The organism is Duganella sp. HH101, assembly GCF_001758795.1.
GTDB classification, from domain to species: Bacteria; Pseudomonadota; Gammaproteobacteria; order Burkholderiales; family Burkholderiaceae_D; genus Rugamonas; species Rugamonas rivuli.
Genome location: NZ_LRON01000020.1, coordinates 113,856 through 131,300, shown reverse-complemented (window position 1 = coordinate 131,300; position 17,445 = coordinate 113,856). Strand labels below are relative to the sequence as shown.

Below are 17,445 nucleotides of genomic sequence, written 5' to 3'. Positions count from 1 at the left end.
GATATATTACTCACCCGTTCGCCACTCGCCGCCAGGTTGCCCCGCGCTGCCGTTCGACTTGCATGTGTAAGGCATGCCGCCAGCGTTCAATCTGAGCCAGGATCAAACTCTTCAGTTTAATCTCTGTTTATTTGGCATTTCTGCCACCGTCATTGCTGACGGGTCGCTCACTCAAAATACTGACAGGCCACTACTTTCGTAGCGCCTATTTCATTACTTCTTGTGAACATTTGATATTTTAAGTATCAGCAGGACTAGCCTGCTGTGCACTTCCATCAAACGTCCACACTTATCGACTGTTAATTTTTAAAGAACTTCAATTCGGTACTGCTTGCAACCGTTGACAAAGCGTTGTGTTTGTCAGTTGCGAAGAAGGAAGATTATGAAGCGTTTCGCTGTTTTCGTCAACCCTCTTTTTTCCTGCTCTTCGCTGCATTTGCATGCTGCGTTTTGCGGGGAGGCGAACTATAGCAAAGGGCCAGCGCACTGGCAAGGGTAAAATAGCGGTTTCACCGAAACATAAGCACGTCATGTCTATTCTGCTCACTACTCTCAATGCCCGCTACACCCACGCCTCGCTGGGACTGCGCTATCTATTAGCGAATATGGGAGAGCTGCAGGAGCAAACACGCTTGCAGGAATTCGTCATCGGCGCGAAGACCACCGAGATCGTCGAACGCATCCTGGCGCATGCGCCGCGCATCGTCGGTTTCGGCATCTATATATGGAACGTCGAAGAAACCACCAAAGTCGTTGCGATGCTCAAGCGCGTGGCGCCGCATGTCGTGGTGGTGCTGGGCGGGCCGGAAGTGTCCTACGAATCGAATGAACAGGAGATCGTCAAGCTGGCCGACTACCTGATCACCGGCTGGGGCGACGTCACCTTCCCCAAGCTGTGCGGTGAGATCCTCAACGGCCCCAAGCCGCTGATGAAGATCCACGCCGGCGTGCAGCCTCCGATGGCCGAGATCAAGCTGCCCTACTCGCTCTACACCGACGACGACATCAAGAACCGCACCATTTATGTGGAAGCCTCGCGCGGCTGCCCGTTCAAGTGCGAGTTCTGCCTGTCTGCCCTGGACAAGACGGCATGGCCGTTCGCACTGGATAACTTCCTGGCGGAGATGGAATCGCTGCACGCGCGCGGTGCACGGCTGTTCAAGTTCGTCGACCGCACCTTCAACCTGAATATCAAGACCAGCCTGAAGATCATGCAGTTCTTCCTCGATAAGCTGGAAGCCAACCCGGACGACCCAGTCTACGCCCACTTCGAGCTGGTGCCGGACCACCTGCCGGATGCACTGAAAGAGGGCATCAGCAAATTCCCGCACGGCGCGCTGCAGTTCGAGATCGGCATCCAGAGCTTCAATCCTGCGGTGCAGACGCTGGTCAGCCGCAAGCAGGACAACCAGAAGGCCGCCGACAACATCCGCTGGCTGACCGACCACTCCAACGCCCACATGCACGTGGACCTGATCGCCGGCCTGCCCGGCGAAACGGTGGCGAGCTTCGCTGAAGGCTTCAACAAGCTGTGGGCGCTGAATCCGCACGAGATCCAGTTCGGCATCCTCAAGCGCCTGCGCGGCACGCCCATCATCCGCCACACGCAGGAATACGGGCTGGTGTTCGAGCCCTACGCGCCCTACACCATCCTGGCCAACCGCGACATCGACTTCCCGACCATGCAGCGCCTGGTGCGTTTCGCGCGCTATTGGGACCTGGTGGCCAACTCCGGCCGCTTCGGCCACACGCTGCCGGTGCTACTGGGCGACGACGCCTTCGGCAGCTTCATGGCCTTCTCCGACTGGCTGTACGCGAACACCGACGCCACCCACCGCATCGCGCTGGAGCGGCTGGTGGCGATGGTGGCCAGGTATCTGCAAACCCAGGGCATGGCCAAGGACGCCGCCGAAGCCCTGCTGGCCAGCGATTACGCCGGCGCCAAGCCGAAACCCGTCGAGACGCCGGCACCCAAGCGCCAGGCTCGCAGGCTGGCTGCCTGAGCGAGCCAGCGCACGCCGGCGTACATCCATAGGTAGCGGCCGGGGCGAAACTCCCTTAAACTGACGGAATGCCTATTGCCAAAGAGCCCACCCTCACTCTCAATCCCGGCGCTGCCAAGGGCCCCTCGGTCGCTGCGGGCGGCACCTGGCAAGTCCACGCTCTGGCGCAGGGCAAGACCATGGCCACCATCACGGCCCTGATCAAGACGCTCAAAGCCGACAACATTAAATGGGATTTGACGGCGATCGACAGCATGGACCACATCGGCGCCCAGCTGCTGTGGAACGCCTGGGGCAAGACCCGCCCCGCCGACCTGCAACTGGCGCCCGGCCAGGAAGAATTCTTCAACCGCCTTGAAACCACCGGCAAGCTCGAACTGCCGCGCGCCCGCGCGCAGCGCCTGACGTGGGTGATGAAGCTCGGCTTCGCAATGCTGCTGTTCTTCCAGCACCTGGCCGCCTTCGTGCGCCTGATCGGCCAAGTCACGCTGGACCTCGGCCGCTTCCTGCGCGCTCCCATGCGCGGACCGTGGAAGGAAATCTCCGCGAATATCTTCCATGCCGGCTTCCAGGCGCTGGGCATCACGGCGCTGGTGGGCTTCCTGATCGGCGTGGTGTTCTCCTATTTGTCGGCGCAGCAGCTGCGCAACTTCGGCGGCGACATCTTCCTGGTCAACCTGCTCGGCATGAGCATCATCCGCGAACTGGGCCCGCTGCTGGCGGCGATCCTGGTGGCCGGCCGCTCCGGTTCGTCCATCACCGCGCAGCTGGGCGTGATGCGCGTGACCGAGGAACTCGACGCCATGCTGGTGATGGGCATCTCGCACGGCTTCCGCCTGATCATGCCCAAGGTGCTGGCCCTGGCGATCGCCATGCCGCTGCTGGTGATCTGGACCGACACCATCGCGCTGCTGGGCGGCATGGTGTCGGCCAAGGTCGAACTGAATCTGTCGCCGCAATACTTCGCGCTCAAACTGCCCGAAGCGGTGCCGCTGGCGAACTACATGATAGGCCTGGGCAAAGGCATGGTGTTCGGCATCCTGATCGCGCTGGTGTCCTGCCACTTCGGCCTGCGCATCAAGCCGAACACGGAAAGCCTTGGCCGCGGCACCACCACCTCGGTGGTCACGGCGATCACCGCGGTGATCCTGGCCGACGCCGTGTTCGCGATCCTGTTCAGCGGCGTGGGGTTCTGATGGTCAGCCACGCGCTCATCCCCGAAAAAGCCTGCGGCCCCGGCAACGGCGAACTGACGCTGGACGGCAGTGTGCCCATCGTCGAGATCACCGGCCTGTGGACCAAGTATGGCCGCACCGTGGTGCACCAGGATTTGAATCTTGAAATCGTCCAGGGCGAGATCCTGTCCATCGTCGGCGGCTCCGGCACCGGCAAGACCACGCTGCTGCGCCAGATGCTGGGCCTGGAGACGCCGGCGCGCGGCTGCGTGCGCGTGTTCGGCGAAGACATCAGCGAAGTCGGCTCCGACCAGCTGCAGCAGCTGCGCAACCACTGGGGCATGCTGTTCCAGCAGGGCGCGCTGTATTCGGCGTTGACGGTGTTCGACAACATCGCCCAGCCGATGCGCGAACTGCACGTGCTGCCCGAAGACCTGATACTCGACGCCGTGCTGCTGAAGATGAACATGGTCGGCCTGGGACCGGAGCACGCCAACAAGATGCCGTCCGACCTGTCGGGCGGCATGGTCAAGCGGGTGGCGCTGGCGCGCGCACTGGCGCTGGAACCCAAGCTGCTGTTCCTCGACGAGCCCACCGCCGGCCTCGATCCCGACCTGTCCGAAGCCTTCGTCTCGCTGATCAAATCGCTGCACCGCGAACTGGGGCTGACGGTGGTGATGGTCACGCACGATCTGGACACGCTGTTCGCCCTGTCGACCCGCATCGCCGTGCTGGCCGAAAAACATGTGATCGCGCTTGGCCCGCTGCGCGATCTGCTGACCATCGACCACCCGTTCATCAAGGAGTTCTTCCTCGGCGACCGCGGCCGCCGCGCGCTGGAAGCGCTGGACGAAAAAACCAACACGGAGCACCACTGATGGAAAACCGATCCCACGCACTGACCACCGGCTTCTTCACGATCACGCTGTTGATCGCGGCCATCCTGTTCGGCCTCTGGTTCAACCGCGACCGCGTCGAACGCGCGCCCTACGTCATCGCCACCGCGCAATCGGTGCCGGGCCTGAACCCGCAGGCGCCGGTGCGCTATCGCGGCCTGGAAGTGGGCCGGGTCGGCAGCATCGCCTTCGATCCCAAGGTGGCGGGCCTGATCCTCGTCACCCTCAACATCAACACCGACGCGCCGATCACCAGGACCACCTTCGCCACGCTGGGCTACCAGGGCGTGACCGGCATCGCCTTCATCCAGCTCGACGACGACAAGGTCGGCTCGCCGCTGCTGGCCACCAACAGCGACAACCCGGCCCGCATCCCGCTGCGCGCCGGGTTCTTCGACCAGCTGGAAAAACGCGGCAAGGAAATCCTGACGCAATCCGAAGAAGTGACGCGCAAGCTGAACACCCTGCTCAGCGCCGAGAACCAGAAGACCATCCTGGCCGCCTTCTCCGACGTCAGCGCCACCGCCAACGCCTACCGCGAGCTGCCGGCCAAGCTGGAACCGACCATCGCCAAGCTGCCGGCGCTGGCCGATCAAACCCAGCACACGCTGAACTCCTTCAACACGCTGGCCACCGACGCCGACCGCATGGTCAAAAACCTGCAGGCGCCGGACGGCCCGATCGCCCGCATCGCCAACACGGCCGAGCGCATCGGCGGCTCGGTGGAGGCGGTGGCCGGCGGCATCGAGCTCGATACGCTGCCGCAGGTGAACTCGCTGTCCGACGACACCAAGGCTTCGATGCGCGCGCTGCGCAAGACCATGAACAAGATTAACGACCGTCCGCAAAGCCTGATCTTCGGTTCGCCCGGCACCCCGCCGGGCCCCGGCGAAGAAGGCTTTTCCGCTTCGTCCAAATAAGGATCACCGAGATGACTTCCGCTATCCGTAACGCCATCGCCGTCCTTGCCGCCACCGTTGGCATGACTGTGTTGCTGTCCGGCTGCGCCAGCAAGGGCCAGTCCACCGCGCAGTACGACTTCGGCCCGCTGCCGCAGGCGCAGGCCAAGGCCGGCGCCGCCATCGGCGCCATCATCGTGGCCGACATCGTCGGTCCCGCCGCGCTGGACACGGAGCGCATGCAATACCGCCTGCTGTACGCCGATGCGCGCCAGTCGCGTCCCTACGCCTACAACCAGTGGACCGCCACGCCGTTCCAGCTGATGACCCAGCGCATGAAGGCACAGATCGCGCAGGCCGGCGTCAAGGTACTGTCGACCACCGACGCCGCCGCCAGCCCCACCGTGCTGCGCATGGAGGTCAACGACTTCGCGCAGAACTTCGACAGCGCCACCAGCAGCACCGGCATCGTCAACCTGCGCGCCTCGCTGTTCCGCAACCACAAGCTGGTCGACCAGAAGACCTTCGCCCGCAGCAGCGCGGCCCCGAGCCCGGACGCCGCCGGCGGCGCGCGCGCATTGGCCGACGCCACCGACGCCGTCACGGCCGACGTGCTGGCGTGGCTGGCGGCACTGCCGCCGCAGTAGGCATGGCCGAGATTCCGACCAGCGCGCCACCGGCGCCCGGCAAGCCGATCCCGGAACCGGCCAGCAAGCCGTCGCCGTTCACGCGGGCGGCGCTGCTGGCCTACGTGCTGCTGATCGTCTACGCCAGCTGGTTCCCGTTCTCGGGCTGGCACAACCAGGGATTGTCGCCGCTGATCTTCCTGGAAACCACCAGCATGCCGCGCTACTGGACCAAGTTCGACGCCGTCATCAACGTGGTCGGCTACCTGCCGCTCGGTACGCTGATCGTCTACGCGCTGTACCCGCGCTTCAAGGGCGTCGTCGCCTGGCTGATGGCGGCCGCCAGCGGCCTGCTGATCTCCGGCCTGATGGAGGGCGTGCAGACCTACCTGCCCAGCCGCGTCTCCTCCAACCTGGACTTCTACACCAACGCCGCCGGCTGCGCGATGGGCGCGGTGATCGGCGTGCTGACCGTGCGCCGCCTGCTCGGCCAGAGCCAGCTGCAGCGCCTGCGCCAGGCCTGGTTCGCGCCGCACGCCAGCCAGGGCCTGGTGCTGCTGGCGCTGTGGCCGCTGGCGCAGATGTATCCGCAAAGCTTTTTGTTCGGCCTGGGCCAGCTGCTGCCCATCCTGTCGGACTGGTTGTCGCAGCTGCTCGACACCGAGATCGACCTGGCCAGCTACGTGCGGCCGGACGCCATCCTGACGGTGGAACAATACTGGCTGTCGGAAACCATCATCACCGCCTGCGGCATGGTGGGCGCGGCGCTGACCCTGCTGTGCCTGCTGCGCAAGCCGGCCCCGCGCGGCCTGCTGGTGTGCGCGCTGATCGTCGCCGCCATCGTCGTCAAGGCGCTGGCGACGGCGTTGCTGTTCTCGCCGGAAAACGCCTTCGTCTGGGTGACGCCGGGCGCCGAGGGCGGCTTCCTGATCGGCGCCATCATGCTGGCCGGCCTGACGTTCGCGCCGCACGTGGCGCAGCGGCGGCTGGCCGTCACCACGCTGCTGCTGAGCCTGGTGATCGTCAACACCACGCCGGCCAACCCGTATTTCGTGGCCACCCTGCAAACCTGGGTGCAGGGCAAGTTCCTCAACTTCAACGGCGCGGCGCAGTTCCTGACCCTTCTGTGGCCCTTCTTCGCGGTCTGGTTCCTGTGGCTGCCTTCTCACAAGCTCAATAAGCCGTGACTAAGCCTTAGCGGGTATCATAGCGGCTACCCCTTACCCCCGAGATACAGCGATGAGCGATACACCCTATTTCAAACACCACGTCTTCTTCTGCATGAACAAGCGTGACGACGGCCGCAACAGCTGCGGCGACCACGGCGCGGAAACGGCCCAGAAGCACGCCAAGAAGCGCTGCAAGGAACTCAACATCAACGGCCAGGGCAAGGTCCGCATCAACCAGGCCGGCTGCCTGGACCGCTGCGAAGAAGGCCCGGTGCTGGTGGTCTATCCGGAAGGCACCTGGTACACCTACGTCGACACCAGCGACATCGATGAAATCATCGATACCCATCTGGTGCAGGGCAAGGTTGTCGACCGTCTCAAAATCTGAACGCATTTTCACAGCAAATGAACAAGAACGAAAAATTCACCCTGGCCGGCGGCGCCGGCCAAATGGAAGGCATCCTCGACTATCCGAAGAGCGCACCGCGCGGCGTCGCGCTGGTGGCCCATCCGCACCCGCTGTACGGCGGCACCATGGACAACAAGGTCGCCGTCACGCTGGCGCGCACCTTCGTCAACCTGGGCTACGTGGTGGCGCGCATCAACTTCCGTGGCGTCGGCGCCTCGGAGGGCGTGCACGACCATGGGCACGGCGAGACCGACGACATGGCCCTGCTGCACGCCTGGATGACGGCCAAGTATCCCGGCCTGCCGGTGGCGCTGTCGGGCTTCTCCTTCGGCACCTTCGTGCAATCGCAGCTGGCGCAGCGCCTGGCCGCCGCCGGCACGCCGGCCGAGCGCCTGGTGCTGGTCGGCGCCGCCGCCAAGAAATGGGAAATGGCCGCGATCCCGGCCGACACCATCCTGATCCACGGCGAAAACGACGACACCATCCCGCTGATCGACGTGCTGGACTGGCTGCGCCCGCAGGACATCCCGGTGATCGTGATCCCCGGCGCCGACCACTTCTTCCATCGCAAACTGCAGCACATCAAGGGCTGGGTGACGCAGCTGTGGCACCGCAGCACCGATGTTGCCGAGATGGAAACGGACACCGCAAGCGCCGACTAACGCCCTATAATCCTTACGCCTTTAACTTTTCACCGAACAAAGCAACCCATGAAAAAAATTATCGCGGCACTGGCCACCAGTGTGATGTTGATGTCCGCCGCCGTAGCGCAAACCCTGCCTCCGCCGACCATCGCCGCCAAGTCCTGGCTGCTGCTGGACGCCACCAGCGGCCAGATCATCGCCTCGCAAGACCCGAACGCCCGCATCGAGCCGGCCTCGCTGACCAAGATCATGACGGCCTACGTCACCTTCGGCGCGCTGCGCGACAAGAAGATCGACCTCAAGCAGATGGTCAACGTCTCCACCAAGGCGTGGAAGGTCGATTCCAGCAGTTCCAAGATGTTCATCGACCCGGCCACCCCGGTCAGCATCAACGACCTGCTGTACGGCCTGATGGTGCAGTCGGGTAACGACGCCGCCGTGGCGCTGGCCGAAGCGGTCGCCGGCGACGAGTCCGCCTTCGTGGTGATGATGAACAAGGAAGCCCAGCGCATGGGCCTGACCAACACCCGCTTCGCCAACCCGCACGGCCTGCCTAGCCCGGAGAACTATTCGACCGCGCAAGACCTGTCGGTGCTGGCCAAGCGCGTGATCCTGGACTTCCCCGAGTTCTACAAGATCGACTCGGTCAAGAGCTTCACCTACAACAAGATCACCCAGCCGAACCGCAACCGCCTGCTGTGGCTGGACCCGACCGTCGACGGCATGAAGACCGGCCACACCGAAGCGGCCGGTTACTGCATGATCGCCTCCGCGCACCGTCCGAACGGCGCCGGCGAGCGCCGCCTGGTGTCGGTGGTGCTGGGCACCTCGTCCGACCAGTCGCGCACGCAGGAAAGCCAGAAGCTGCTGAACTGGGGCTTCCAGAACTTCGACACGGTCAAGCTGTACTCCAAGGGCCAGGCCATCGCGACGCCTGAAATCTGGAAGGGTTCGAAAGGCGTGGTCAAGATCGGCTTCGCCAACGACGTGCTGGTGACGGTGCCGAAAGGCGTGGCCGCCAAGATGAAGCCGCTGCTGGAGCGCAAGGATCCGCTGGTCGCGCCGCTGGCCGAGAACAGCCGCGTCGGCTCGCTGAAGATGATGGTGGACGGCAAGCCGCTGCTGGAATTGCCGGTGGTGGCGCTGGAAACCGTCGATCAAGCCTCGATCTTCGGCCGCGCCTGGGATTCGATCCGCCTCTGGCTGAAGTAAAAACCTGGGGGTCAAGTCTGACATTCGGACACGAGCGCTGCCGTAATTTGCGTTACGGCAGCGCTCGTGTCCGAATGTCAGACTTGACCCCCGCTGTTTCGAATGTCAGACTTGACCCCCGCTGTTTTATTCGTCGCCGCTGGTGTGCTGCATCGATTCCTGCGCCCACTTGAAGGCCGCCTGGCCGACCTGGCCGAGGCCATCCATGTCCAGCCCCAGCTTTTCGGCGATCTCCAGCGCGCGGTCGACCTTGTCCCGCTCCAGCAGCATCACCATCATCAGATACGGCCCGTAGACGCCTTCGCTGCTCAGCAACACATCCCGAATATCGTCCGACAAGTGCATCTTGTCGACCAGGCTGGCCATCGGCACGCCCAGCAGCACGTCGAACAGCGACAGCAAGCCCACCAGGAACAGCTCGTCGCGCTTGGACTGCGGCAGCGTGCTGCAAGTCTCCAGGAAGCGTGCGCGGGTCAGCGCCACTTCCAACAGCGATTCGTCGCGCGCCTTGTTGGCGCCGCCGCCCAGGCGGAACATCGATACCGTCAGGCCGCGGTACAGCTGGTTGCGGCCCAACACCATGAAGGCCTGCTGCAGGCTAGTCACCTTGGTGGTCTGGCCGTTGCTCGGCGCGTTGGCCCATTGCAGCACCTGGTAAGTCATGCCGGGATCGCGCTTGGCCACTTCTATCATGGCCGGCAACTCGGCGTCGGTGCGCAGCAGGTTCAGCAGCTCGATCGAGGTCATGCGGCTCTGGTCGACCTTGGCGTCCGGGTCCACCTTGTCGCTGGTGGTCAGGAAGTGGCCGAGGAAGTAATTGCATCCCCACGACATGCACATGCGCTGCTCGTCCCACGTCTCGACCCCGTCCACCGCCATCTTCATGTCGGGATAGCGCATCCGCAGCTGCTTGATCAGGGACTGGAATTCGGCCAGCGTATGTTCGCCCAGGTACAGCATGGCGATATCGCAGACGGCCAGCAGCGGCGCGTCGGCCGCGTCCAGCGAGATGCCGCGCAGCGCCACTTTGCAGCCGGTTTCGCGCAGCGCCGCCATGCGGCCGGCAATCTGTTCCACCGGCAAGTCGCCGGCCTTGCGGTCCAGCAGGAAAACCGTGTGCGGCGCCACCAGCGGCAGATGGCGGTTGAAGACCACGGCGTCCATGCTCAGCTGCACCAGCGCGATGCGGTTCTGGGCGAACTGCGGCAGGCGGGCCGCGACCAGGGTTTCGATCAGCACCGGTTCCGGCAGCGGCGCGCGGTTGCCGCCGAAGGGCACGGAAAAACGGTAGCCGCACAGGCGGTGGTGTTCGTCGACGATCTCGGCGCGGGCGACGATGGCCTCGGGATCGCCCTCGGGATCCGGTGCGGACGGCGCGGCCATCGGCGGCGCGGCGGACGGCACAGCAGCGGCCTTGACCGCGGCTGGCGCGGGTTCCGGCTTGGATTTCAGAAACGATAAAAAGCCCACGTGCTTGCCCTCCATCTCCGCTTGGTGTTTCGATCATACAATGAAAAACCGGACCGTAAACGCTCCCCGCCAAAAAATTGATCGCCAGATAAACGCCCTGCGATGTAACTAAGCTACAAGCTTGTCGCTATAATCTCCGCATCCTTCCCCACCGAGAAAGTGCGACCATGAGCTACGCCCCGCCGACCGATTTGTCCTGCCCGTCCATCGCCACCAGCAAAGGCGGCTTGACCCTGTCGCGCATCGTGGCCGGCATGTGGCGCATGAAGGAATGGCAGCTGACGCCGCAGCAGCGCGTGAGCTTCATCGAGCAATGCCTGGCCATGGGCGTGAGCAGCTTCGACCATGCCGATATTTACGGCGGCTACGGTGTGGAGGCGGTGTTTGGCGAGGCGCTGGCGCTACAGCCGTCGCTGCGCGCGCGCATGCAGCTGGTGAGCAAGTGCGGCATCAAGCTGGTCGACCCGGCGCGGCCGGAGCACACCATCCAGCACTATGACACCAGCGCCAGCCACATCATCGCCTCGGCGGAAAACTCGCTGCGCCAGCTCGGCACCGACCACCTCGACCTGCTGCTGATCCACCGTCCCGATCCGCTGATGGACTTCGACGAGGTCGCCGCCGCCTTCGAGCGCCTGCGGGCGGCCGGCAAGGTCGGGCACTTCGGCGTGTCCAACTTCAGCCGCCACCAGTTCGAAAGCCTGAACCGCCGCATTCCGCTGGCCACCAACCAGGTGGAGTTCTCGCCGCTGCACGTGGCGCCGATGTTCGACGAGACCCTGGACGGCCTGCAAGACCTGGGCGTGGCGCCGATGATCTGGTCGCCGCTGGCCGGCGGCCGCCTGTTCAGCCGCGACGACGCCGACGGCAGCCGCGTGCGGGCCGCCATCCAGCAGGTGGCCGACGAGCTGCAACGCCCGTTCGGCAGCGTGGTGTTTGCGTGGATTATGCAGTTGCCGAGCCGGCCGCTGCCGCTGACCGGTTCCGGCCGCATCCAGGCCGTGGCCGAGGCGGTGGAGGCGACCCAGTTCAGCCTGAGCCGCAGCCAGTGGTTCGCCATCCTGCGCGCGGCGCGCGGCCACGAGGTGGCCTGAGCTCAGTCCTCGTAGAGCACCGGCGGCGCGATGCCGCGCCAGCCCTGCTTCCACGCCAGGTTCAGCGCCAGCGTGGCGGCGATGTACACGGCGAAGAACAGCGCGAAATACATGGCTTGCAGCCAGGCCAGCAGGCCCAGGTTAATCAGCAGCACGGCCAGCGCGGTCCAGCTTTTCTTTTGCTTGGAGCTGGGGAAGCGCACCGTCGACACCATCAGGCTGCCCACGGCGAACAGCAGCGCGACGATCAGGCCGCCGTGCAGCGTGCTCGCCGCCGGGTCCGGCCAGGCCACCACCACCGAGGCCACGCAGGCCGCGCCCGCCGTGATCGGCATGCCGACGAAATAGCGCGGATCGGTGCGGCCGACGTTCACATTGAAGCGGGCCAGCCGCAGCGCGCCGCAGGCGACGAAGAAGAAGCTGGCGATGCCGCCCAGCCGCAGCAGCGCCGGCTCGTGCGCGCCCAGCTGCACGAAGCCGTAGCAATACAACAGCAGGCCCGGCGCGCAGCCGAAGTTCATGACGTCGGCGATCGAGTCGAGCTGCATGCCGAATTCCGAGGTGGTGTTGGTGGCGCGCGCCACCATGCCGTCGAGCGCGTCGAACACGCCGGCCAGCACCAGCAGCACGGCGGCCAGCCGGTAATCGTGCGCGGAACCGATCAGCGCGTTGTCGACCGAAATGACGATGCTGCCGAAGCCGCAGGCGATCGACATCAGCGTGACCAGGCTGGGCAGGGCGAACTTGGCGCGCTGCACGCGCGCATGGTGTAGTGGCTTCAAATTGGAGGCAATCAAAAAAGGACGGCGCAACGAGACCGCGCCAAGCTGCAAGCTTACCATTTTACCCGCTCGCCCTCTGCTTATACCGGGTGCTGCCGGACTGGAATCTGGCATAGAATTGGAACAGCCAGCCACGGCCCGGCGGCACACCCTACAGGAGTTTCCATGATCACCGACCGCCGACACAGCGCCCTCATGCTTTCCGCCCTGCTGGCAGCCGCGCTGCTGTCGGCCTGCGGCGGCGGTGGCGGCGGCACCGCCAGCGGCGGCGCCCCCATCGCGCCGGTCGACCTGACGCAGGCGCCGGGCGCCCCCGCCTTCACCGGCAGCACCGCGCTGGACGGCTACAACTGGATCAACTACCGGCGCACGATGCTGGGCCTGTCCAAGCTGGCGCGCAACGCCAGCATCGACCTGGCGGCCCAGGGCCATTCCGACTACCAGCGCCAGAACAATACCGTCACCCACGACCAGACGCCCGGCCTGCCCGGCTACACCGGCACCACGCTGCTCAATCGCCTGAGCAAGGCCGGCTACCCGACCCCGCTGCCGTACGCCATCGGCGAAGTCATTTCCGCCACCAGCAACCCGTCCGGCTTTTACCAGGCGGAGGAATTGATCACGGCGATCTACCACCGCTTCGTGATGTTCGAGCCCATCTTCAAGGAAATCGGCACCGGCGCCGCCACCACCAGCGCCAACTACACCTACTTCACCGCCGACCTGACGGCCGTGGGCGGCTACGGCCCCGGCCTCGGCGCCGGCCGCCTCGCCAACTACCCGATCGCCGGCCAGGCCAATGTGCCGGTCAACTTCTTCAGCGACAGCGAATCGCCCGATCCGGTGCCGGGCCAGAACGAGGTCGGCTACCCGATCAGCGTGCATGCGGACACCATCCGCAGCGGCCTCGGCGTGACGGTGTCCAGCTTCACGGTGGCGCCGCGCGGCGGCGCCGCGCTGGCGGCGCGCCTGCTCAGCCACGCCAACGACGCCGACACCCCCGAGACGGCCGCCGCCATCATCCCGATGGCGCCGCTCAAGAGCGCCACCGTCTACGACGTCAGCTTCAGCGGCGTGGTGGCCGGCGTGCCGGTGACGCGCAACTGGTCGTTCACCACGCGATGAACGGCGCGGACGCCGAGGTGCTGGACCAGGCCGGCGGCCTGCAGCAGCTGATGGGCGACCAGGTGTTGTACGTGCAGATCCTGCGCCGCTTCCGCCAGCGCTACGCCGGCGCCGCCGCCGAGACCCGCGCGGCGCTGGCCGGCGGCGACAGCGACGGCGCGCTGCGCATCGTCCACACGCTCAAGGGCGCGGCCGGCATGCTGGGCGCGCAGCAGTTGCAGCAGGTGGCGGCGCAACTGGAGGCGGCGTCTTGCGCGCTGCCGCTGGCGCCGCTGGAACAGGCCTTGCAGCGGCTGCTGTGCGCGATCGACCAGCTGCTGTCGCAGGCCGATGGCGCGGCCGCGGCGCCGGCGCCGGCGGCCGCACAGCCCATGCTGGTACAGCACCTGGCGCGCTTGCTGGAAGACGGCGACGGTGCGGCGATCGATGTGCTGGAACAGTCGGCGGCGGCGCTGACGGCCAGCCTGGGTGCGGAAGTGTTCGAGGAAGTGACGGCGGCGGCGCAGCAGTTCGATTTCGATGCGGCGCTGGCGCGGCTGCGGCGCGGCCCGGCGCCTTGAGCGCGGCGGCAGCAACGGCCACGCCCGGCGGATACTCAGCTGATACTCAGCTGATGCTCAGCGGGTGTATTCCTTTTCCTCGTCGAAGGCGTCGGCGCACTCCTTGTCGCAGAAGCGGCGCACATTGTCCAACGGTTTGTCGCAATACCAGCACGCGCCCTTGGGTGGCAGCGTCTGCCGCGTGCGGGCGGGCGCAGGCGCCACCGGGTCCGCAGGCGCGGCGCCACCATCCGGTACGCTCTCTTGTGTCGGTTCCACGATCGCCTCCTTTCCAGGCAGTGCTCAGGTCAACGTTGCAAGATTACTTCAGCGGAATATCCCATGTATGAGAATTCTCAACGAATCCATGATAGCAGGTTCGGCGTGGCGGCCACATGCGTCGAAAGCCCCGAATCCGGCGGCGTTCCAAGCCCCGACGCCCGCCGCCGAATGAGGAAAAATTTTTTTATGGAAAAGTTGAAAATGATAGTGAGTCCAGACGGCAACATCCGATAGCGATTTGTCGTGACTTGCGTTGCGGCCGGGCGCTATATTCCATAGCATCGCCTTCCTGCCGCTGACACCGCCCCACACGCCATGAGCTCCGAGCCGGCCCCGACCTGGAAACACGCTCCCGGCGTGCGCGCCAGTCTTGCGCTGCTGGTCGTCGCTTGCATCCTGCCAGTGGCGGCCGTGGCCTGCTTCCTGATCGTCAATTTCTACCACAAGGAGCGGGCCCAGCTGATCGAGCACACCGTCAGCCGCGCCCGCGCCGTGATCGCCGCCACCGACCACGACATCGAAAGCACCCAGCTCGCGCTGCAGGCGCTGTCGTCCTCCGCCATGCTGCTGAGCGGCGACCTGGGCGGCTTCCACCAGCGCGCCAGCGGCCTGGTCGGCAAGCTGCGCGCCGACAGCATCGTCCTGATCGATACCGACGGCACGCTGCTGCTGTCGACCCGCCGCCCGTTCGGCGCGCCGCTGGCCAGGCTGGGGCGGGCGCCGCTGCTGCAGCGCATCCTGGCCAGCGGCCAGCCCGGCGTGTCCGACATGTTCGTCGGGCCGGTGGTCGGCAAGCCCATCTGCACCGTCGGCGTGCCGGTGGTGCGCGACGGCGCCATCGTCATGACGCTCAACGCCATCCTCACGCCGGAGCGCCTGCTGCATGTGCTCACCGAACAGAAGCTGCCGCCCAACTGGCGCGCCAGCGTGCTCGACACCCAGGGCCGGGTGGTCACGCGCTCGCACGACCTGGCCAAGTACGCCGGCCAGCAGGTCAACGCCACGCTGCGCCAGCACCTGGCCGGCGCCAGCGAATCCGGGCTGACCTCGCGCACCCTGGACGGCCAGGATGTCTACGTGGTCTACAGCCGCTCGGCCCGCACCGGCTGGAGCGCCGTGCTGGGCATCCCGAGCGCCGAGCTGACGGCGGGGCTGTACGACACGCTGGCCTGGCTGGTGTCGGTGACGATCGCCGCGCTGGGCGCCGGCATGGCGCTGGCGTGGCTGCTGGGCGGACGCATCGCCCGCTCGGTGCAGGCGCTGGTGGCGCCGGCGCGCGCGGTCGGCGGCGGCGAGCGGCTGCCCATCCCGCCGCTGCATTTCCGCGAAGCCCAGCAACTGGGCATGGCGCTGCACGACGCCGCCCTCAGCGTGCAGCGCGCCCGCGCCGACACGCGCGAGAGCGAACAGCGCCTGGCGCTGGCGGCCAACGCCGCCCACCTCGGCATCTGGACGCGCGAGCTGCACAGCCAGGACATCTGGGGTTCGGACCAGTGGCGCGCGCTGTTCGGCTTCAGTCCCACGCAAAAGCTGACGCTGTCCGACCTGCTGGCCAAGGTGCATCCGGACGACCGCGCCGCCGTCCAGCGCACGCTCGACAACGCCATGCACGGCACGCCGCGCTACGACATGGAATACCGCGTGCTGCTGGCGGGCGGCGGGCAGCGCTGGATAGGCTCGCACGGCAGCGTCGAGCACGACGCCCAAGACCGGCCGCTGCGGGTGCGCGGCGTCTCGCTCGACATCACCCCGCGCAAGCAGGCCGAACTGGACGTGCTGCAAAAACAGAAGGAAGTGACCCACCTGTCGCGGGTGGCGATGCTGGGCGAGCTGTCGGGCGCGCTGGCGCACGAACTGAACCAGCCGCTGACGGCCATCCTCAGCAACGCCCAGGCGGCCCAGCGCTTCCTGGCCCAGCCGGCGCCGGACCTGGCCGAGCTGGCCGAGATCCTGGCCGACATCGTCGACGAGGACAAGCGCGCCGGCGACATCATCCAGCGCCTGCGCCGCCTGTTCAGCAAGCAGGACACGCCGCCGCAGCGGCTCGACGCCAACGCGCTGGTGATCGGCGTGGTCCGCCTGGTGCGCAACGACCTGATCAACCACGGCCTGGCCGTGCGCGCCGAGCTGGGCGAGGACGGCCTGGCGGTCGACGCCGATCCGGTGCAGCTGCAGCAGGTGCTGATCAACCTGTTGATGAACGCCTGCGACGCCCAGCCGGCCGGCGGCGTGATCGTGCTGCGCGTGGCCCGCGTCGACGCCGCCGTGCAGTTCAGCGTGATCGACCACGGCGCCGGCATCGCGCCGGACATACTGCCCCGCATCTTCGACCCCTTCTACACCACCAAGGCGCGCGGCATGGGGCTGGGCCTGTCGATCTGCCGCAGCATCGCCGCCGCCCACCACGGCACGCTGTGGGCGCAGAACAATCCGGAGCGCGGCGCCAGCTTCCACCTGCGCCTGCCGCTGGCGCAGATGGCAGCCGGCGCCGGCGGGAGCGCGCCGTGAGCGCCGGCCGCGTGTTCCTGGTCGACGACCAGCCGGCCGTGCTGAAAGCGCTGTCGCGCCTGCTCGGCGCGGCCGGCTTCGCGGTGCACACCTACGCCGGCGCCCAGGCCTTCCTCGACGACATGGCGCCGCAGCAGGCCGACGGCTGCCTGGTGCTGGACCTGTCCATGCCCGACATGGGCGGACTGGCGCTGCAGCAGGCGCTGGGCCAGCGCGCCAGCACGCTGCCCATCATCTTCCTGACCGGCCACGGCGACATCGACACCGGCGTGCGCGCGATCAAGCTGGGCGCCGCCGATTTCCTGACCAAGCCGGTCGACGGCGAGCGCCTGATCGCCGCCATCCACGCGGCGCTGGCCCAGCAACGGGCCGCGCACAGCGGCGACGCCGAGCTGGGCGAGATCCGCGCGCGGCTGGCCACGCTGACCCCGCGCGAAACCGAGGTGCTCAACCTGGTGGTCGAAGGCTTGCTGAACAAGCAGGTGGCGGCCCAGCTGGGCACGGTGGAAAAAACCGTCAAGGTGCACCGCGCGCGCGTGATGGCGAAAATGCAAGTGCGCTCGCTGACCGCGCTGGTGCGCCTGGTCGACCGGGCGCGGCAACAACACTAGC

At 66.2% G+C, this 17,445-nt stretch carries 17 protein-coding genes and 1 rRNA gene; 14 read left to right on the top strand and 4 right to left on the bottom strand.

Annotation, left to right across the window (positions count from 1 at the left end; genetic code table 11):
• Nucleotides 1–118, bottom strand: a 16S ribosomal RNA gene (locus DUGA2_RS25585); the annotation flags it as partial.
• A gap of 412 nt (nucleotides 119–530) precedes the next feature.
• On the opposite strand from DUGA2_RS25585, the gene DUGA2_RS25580 reads away from it, so the two are divergent.
• The 9 genes from DUGA2_RS25580 (at nucleotide 531) to DUGA2_RS25540 (ending at nucleotide 9,033) form a co-directional block, all read left to right on the top strand.
• Nucleotides 531–2,003, top strand: a complete 1,473-nt coding sequence (locus DUGA2_RS25580; protein ID WP_070272234.1) for a B12-binding domain-containing radical SAM protein — start codon at nucleotides 531–533, stop codon at nucleotides 2,001–2,003.
• A gap of 68 nt (nucleotides 2,004–2,071) precedes the next feature.
• On the top strand, nucleotides 2,072–3,199 hold the full coding sequence (locus DUGA2_RS25575) for an ABC transporter permease (protein WP_070272233.1): 1,128 nt from the start codon (nucleotides 2,072–2,074) through the stop codon (nucleotides 3,197–3,199).
• The gene (locus DUGA2_RS25570; protein WP_070272232.1) at nucleotides 3,199–4,056 is read left to right on the top strand and encodes an ABC transporter ATP-binding protein; all 858 of its coding nucleotides are present in this window, start codon (nucleotides 3,199–3,201) and stop codon (nucleotides 4,054–4,056) included. Before DUGA2_RS25575 ends, DUGA2_RS25570 begins: the two co-directional genes overlap by 1 nt.
• Nucleotides 4,056–4,994: an MlaD family protein gene (locus DUGA2_RS25565; protein WP_070272231.1), complete on the top strand. Its 939-nt coding sequence runs from the start codon at nucleotides 4,056–4,058 to the stop codon at nucleotides 4,992–4,994. The genes DUGA2_RS25570 and DUGA2_RS25565 overlap by 1 nt, the downstream gene beginning before the upstream one ends.
• An 11-nt stretch (nucleotides 4,995–5,005) precedes the next feature.
• Nucleotides 5,006–5,620: an ABC-type transport auxiliary lipoprotein family protein gene (locus DUGA2_RS25560; protein ID WP_070272230.1), complete on the top strand. Its 615-nt coding sequence runs from the start codon at nucleotides 5,006–5,008 to the stop codon at nucleotides 5,618–5,620.
• A gap of 2 nt (nucleotides 5,621–5,622) precedes the next feature.
• On the top strand, nucleotides 5,623–6,786 hold the full coding sequence (locus DUGA2_RS25555; protein WP_070272229.1) for a VanZ family protein: 1,164 nt from the start codon (nucleotides 5,623–5,625) through the stop codon (nucleotides 6,784–6,786).
• Between the two features lie 52 nt (nucleotides 6,787–6,838).
• Nucleotides 6,839–7,156 carry a ferredoxin gene (locus tag DUGA2_RS25550; RefSeq protein WP_008453060.1) on the top strand — a complete coding sequence of 106 codons (318 nt, stop codon included), beginning with the start codon at nucleotides 6,839–6,841 and terminating at the stop codon, nucleotides 7,154–7,156.
• A gap of 17 nt (nucleotides 7,157–7,173) precedes the next feature.
• On the top strand, nucleotides 7,174–7,839 hold the full coding sequence (locus tag DUGA2_RS25545) for an alpha/beta hydrolase (protein WP_070272228.1): 666 nt from the start codon (nucleotides 7,174–7,176) through the stop codon (nucleotides 7,837–7,839).
• A 48-nt stretch (nucleotides 7,840–7,887) separates the two neighbouring features.
• Nucleotides 7,888–9,033 carry a D-alanyl-D-alanine carboxypeptidase family protein gene (locus DUGA2_RS25540; protein WP_008453065.1) on the top strand — a complete coding sequence of 382 codons (1,146 nt, stop codon included), beginning with the start codon at nucleotides 7,888–7,890 and terminating at the stop codon, nucleotides 9,031–9,033.
• A gap of 126 nt (nucleotides 9,034–9,159) precedes the next feature.
• Here DUGA2_RS25540 and DUGA2_RS25535 read toward each other — a convergent pair whose 3' ends face one another.
• The gene (locus DUGA2_RS25535; protein WP_229214771.1) at nucleotides 9,160–10,503 is read right to left on the bottom strand and encodes an EAL and HDOD domain-containing protein; all 1,344 of its coding nucleotides are present in this window, start codon (nucleotides 10,501–10,503) and stop codon (nucleotides 9,160–9,162) included.
• A 167-nt stretch (nucleotides 10,504–10,670) separates the two neighbouring features.
• On the opposite strand from DUGA2_RS25535, the gene DUGA2_RS25530 reads away from it, so the two are divergent.
• The gene (locus DUGA2_RS25530) at nucleotides 10,671–11,597 is read left to right on the top strand and encodes an aldo/keto reductase family oxidoreductase (protein ID WP_070272226.1); all 927 of its coding nucleotides are present in this window, start codon (nucleotides 10,671–10,673) and stop codon (nucleotides 11,595–11,597) included.
• A 2-nt stretch (nucleotides 11,598–11,599) separates the two neighbouring features.
• Here DUGA2_RS25530 and pssA read toward each other — a convergent pair whose 3' ends face one another.
• Complete coding sequence (gene pssA / locus DUGA2_RS25525; protein ID WP_070272225.1) at nucleotides 11,600–12,355, bottom strand: CDP-diacylglycerol--serine O-phosphatidyltransferase; 756 nt, start codon at nucleotides 12,353–12,355, stop codon at nucleotides 11,600–11,602.
• Nucleotides 12,356–12,544: 189 nt separating this feature from the next.
• Here pssA and DUGA2_RS25520 point away from each other — a divergent pair, with 189 nt between their 5' ends.
• On the top strand, nucleotides 12,545–13,504 hold the full coding sequence (locus tag DUGA2_RS25520) for a CAP domain-containing protein (protein WP_070272224.1): 960 nt from the start codon (nucleotides 12,545–12,547) through the stop codon (nucleotides 13,502–13,504).
• Nucleotides 13,501–14,064: an Hpt domain-containing protein gene (locus tag DUGA2_RS34855; RefSeq protein WP_070272223.1), complete on the top strand. Its 564-nt coding sequence runs from the start codon at nucleotides 13,501–13,503 to the stop codon at nucleotides 14,062–14,064. Before DUGA2_RS25520 ends, DUGA2_RS34855 begins: the two co-directional genes overlap by 4 nt.
• A gap of 57 nt (nucleotides 14,065–14,121) precedes the next feature.
• On the opposite strand, the gene DUGA2_RS25510 is transcribed toward DUGA2_RS34855, so the two are convergent.
• Nucleotides 14,122–14,322, bottom strand: a complete 201-nt coding sequence (locus DUGA2_RS25510; RefSeq protein WP_070272222.1) for a hypothetical protein — start codon at nucleotides 14,320–14,322, stop codon at nucleotides 14,122–14,124.
• A 318-nt stretch (nucleotides 14,323–14,640) separates the two neighbouring features.
• Between DUGA2_RS25510 and DUGA2_RS25505 the strand changes: the two genes are divergently transcribed.
• A complete protein-coding gene (locus tag DUGA2_RS25505; protein ID WP_070272221.1) occupies nucleotides 14,641–16,833 on the top strand; it encodes an ATP-binding protein in 2,193 nt (730 codons plus the stop codon).
• On the top strand, nucleotides 16,830–17,444 hold the full coding sequence (locus tag DUGA2_RS25500; RefSeq protein WP_070272220.1) for a response regulator transcription factor: 615 nt from the start codon (nucleotides 16,830–16,832) through the stop codon (nucleotides 17,442–17,444). Before DUGA2_RS25505 ends, DUGA2_RS25500 begins: the two co-directional genes overlap by 4 nt.
• Nucleotide 17,445 lies beyond the last annotated feature (1 nt).

Bases quoted from the DNA above. Each gene is read 5' to 3' on its own strand.
- DUGA2_RS25540 (WP_008453065.1), top strand. From the start codon at position 7,888: ATGAAAAAAATTATCGCGGCACTGGCCACCAGTGTGATGTTGATGTCC.
- DUGA2_RS25550 (WP_008453060.1), top strand. From the start codon at position 6,839: ATGAGCGATACACCCTATTTCAAACACCACGTCTTCTTCTGCATGAAC.
- DUGA2_RS25505 (WP_070272221.1), top strand. From the start codon at position 14,641: ATGAGCTCCGAGCCGGCCCCGACCTGGAAACACGCTCCCGGCGTGCGC.
- DUGA2_RS34855 (WP_070272223.1), top strand. From the start codon at position 13,501: ATGAACGGCGCGGACGCCGAGGTGCTGGACCAGGCCGGCGGCCTGCAG.
- DUGA2_RS25520 (WP_070272224.1), top strand. From the start codon at position 12,545: ATGATCACCGACCGCCGACACAGCGCCCTCATGCTTTCCGCCCTGCTG.
- DUGA2_RS25560 (WP_070272230.1), top strand. From the start codon at position 5,006: ATGACTTCCGCTATCCGTAACGCCATCGCCGTCCTTGCCGCCACCGTT.
- DUGA2_RS25565 (WP_070272231.1), top strand. From the start codon at position 4,056: ATGGAAAACCGATCCCACGCACTGACCACCGGCTTCTTCACGATCACG.
- DUGA2_RS25570 (WP_070272232.1), top strand. From the start codon at position 3,199: ATGGTCAGCCACGCGCTCATCCCCGAAAAAGCCTGCGGCCCCGGCAAC.
- DUGA2_RS25530 (WP_070272226.1), top strand. From the start codon at position 10,671: ATGAGCTACGCCCCGCCGACCGATTTGTCCTGCCCGTCCATCGCCACC.
- DUGA2_RS25575 (WP_070272233.1), top strand. From the start codon at position 2,072: ATGCCTATTGCCAAAGAGCCCACCCTCACTCTCAATCCCGGCGCTGCC.
- DUGA2_RS25580 (WP_070272234.1), top strand. From the start codon at position 531: ATGTCTATTCTGCTCACTACTCTCAATGCCCGCTACACCCACGCCTCG.
- DUGA2_RS25545 (WP_070272228.1), top strand. From the start codon at position 7,174: ATGAACAAGAACGAAAAATTCACCCTGGCCGGCGGCGCCGGCCAAATG.
- DUGA2_RS25555 (WP_070272229.1), top strand. From the start codon at position 5,623: ATGGCCGAGATTCCGACCAGCGCGCCACCGGCGCCCGGCAAGCCGATC.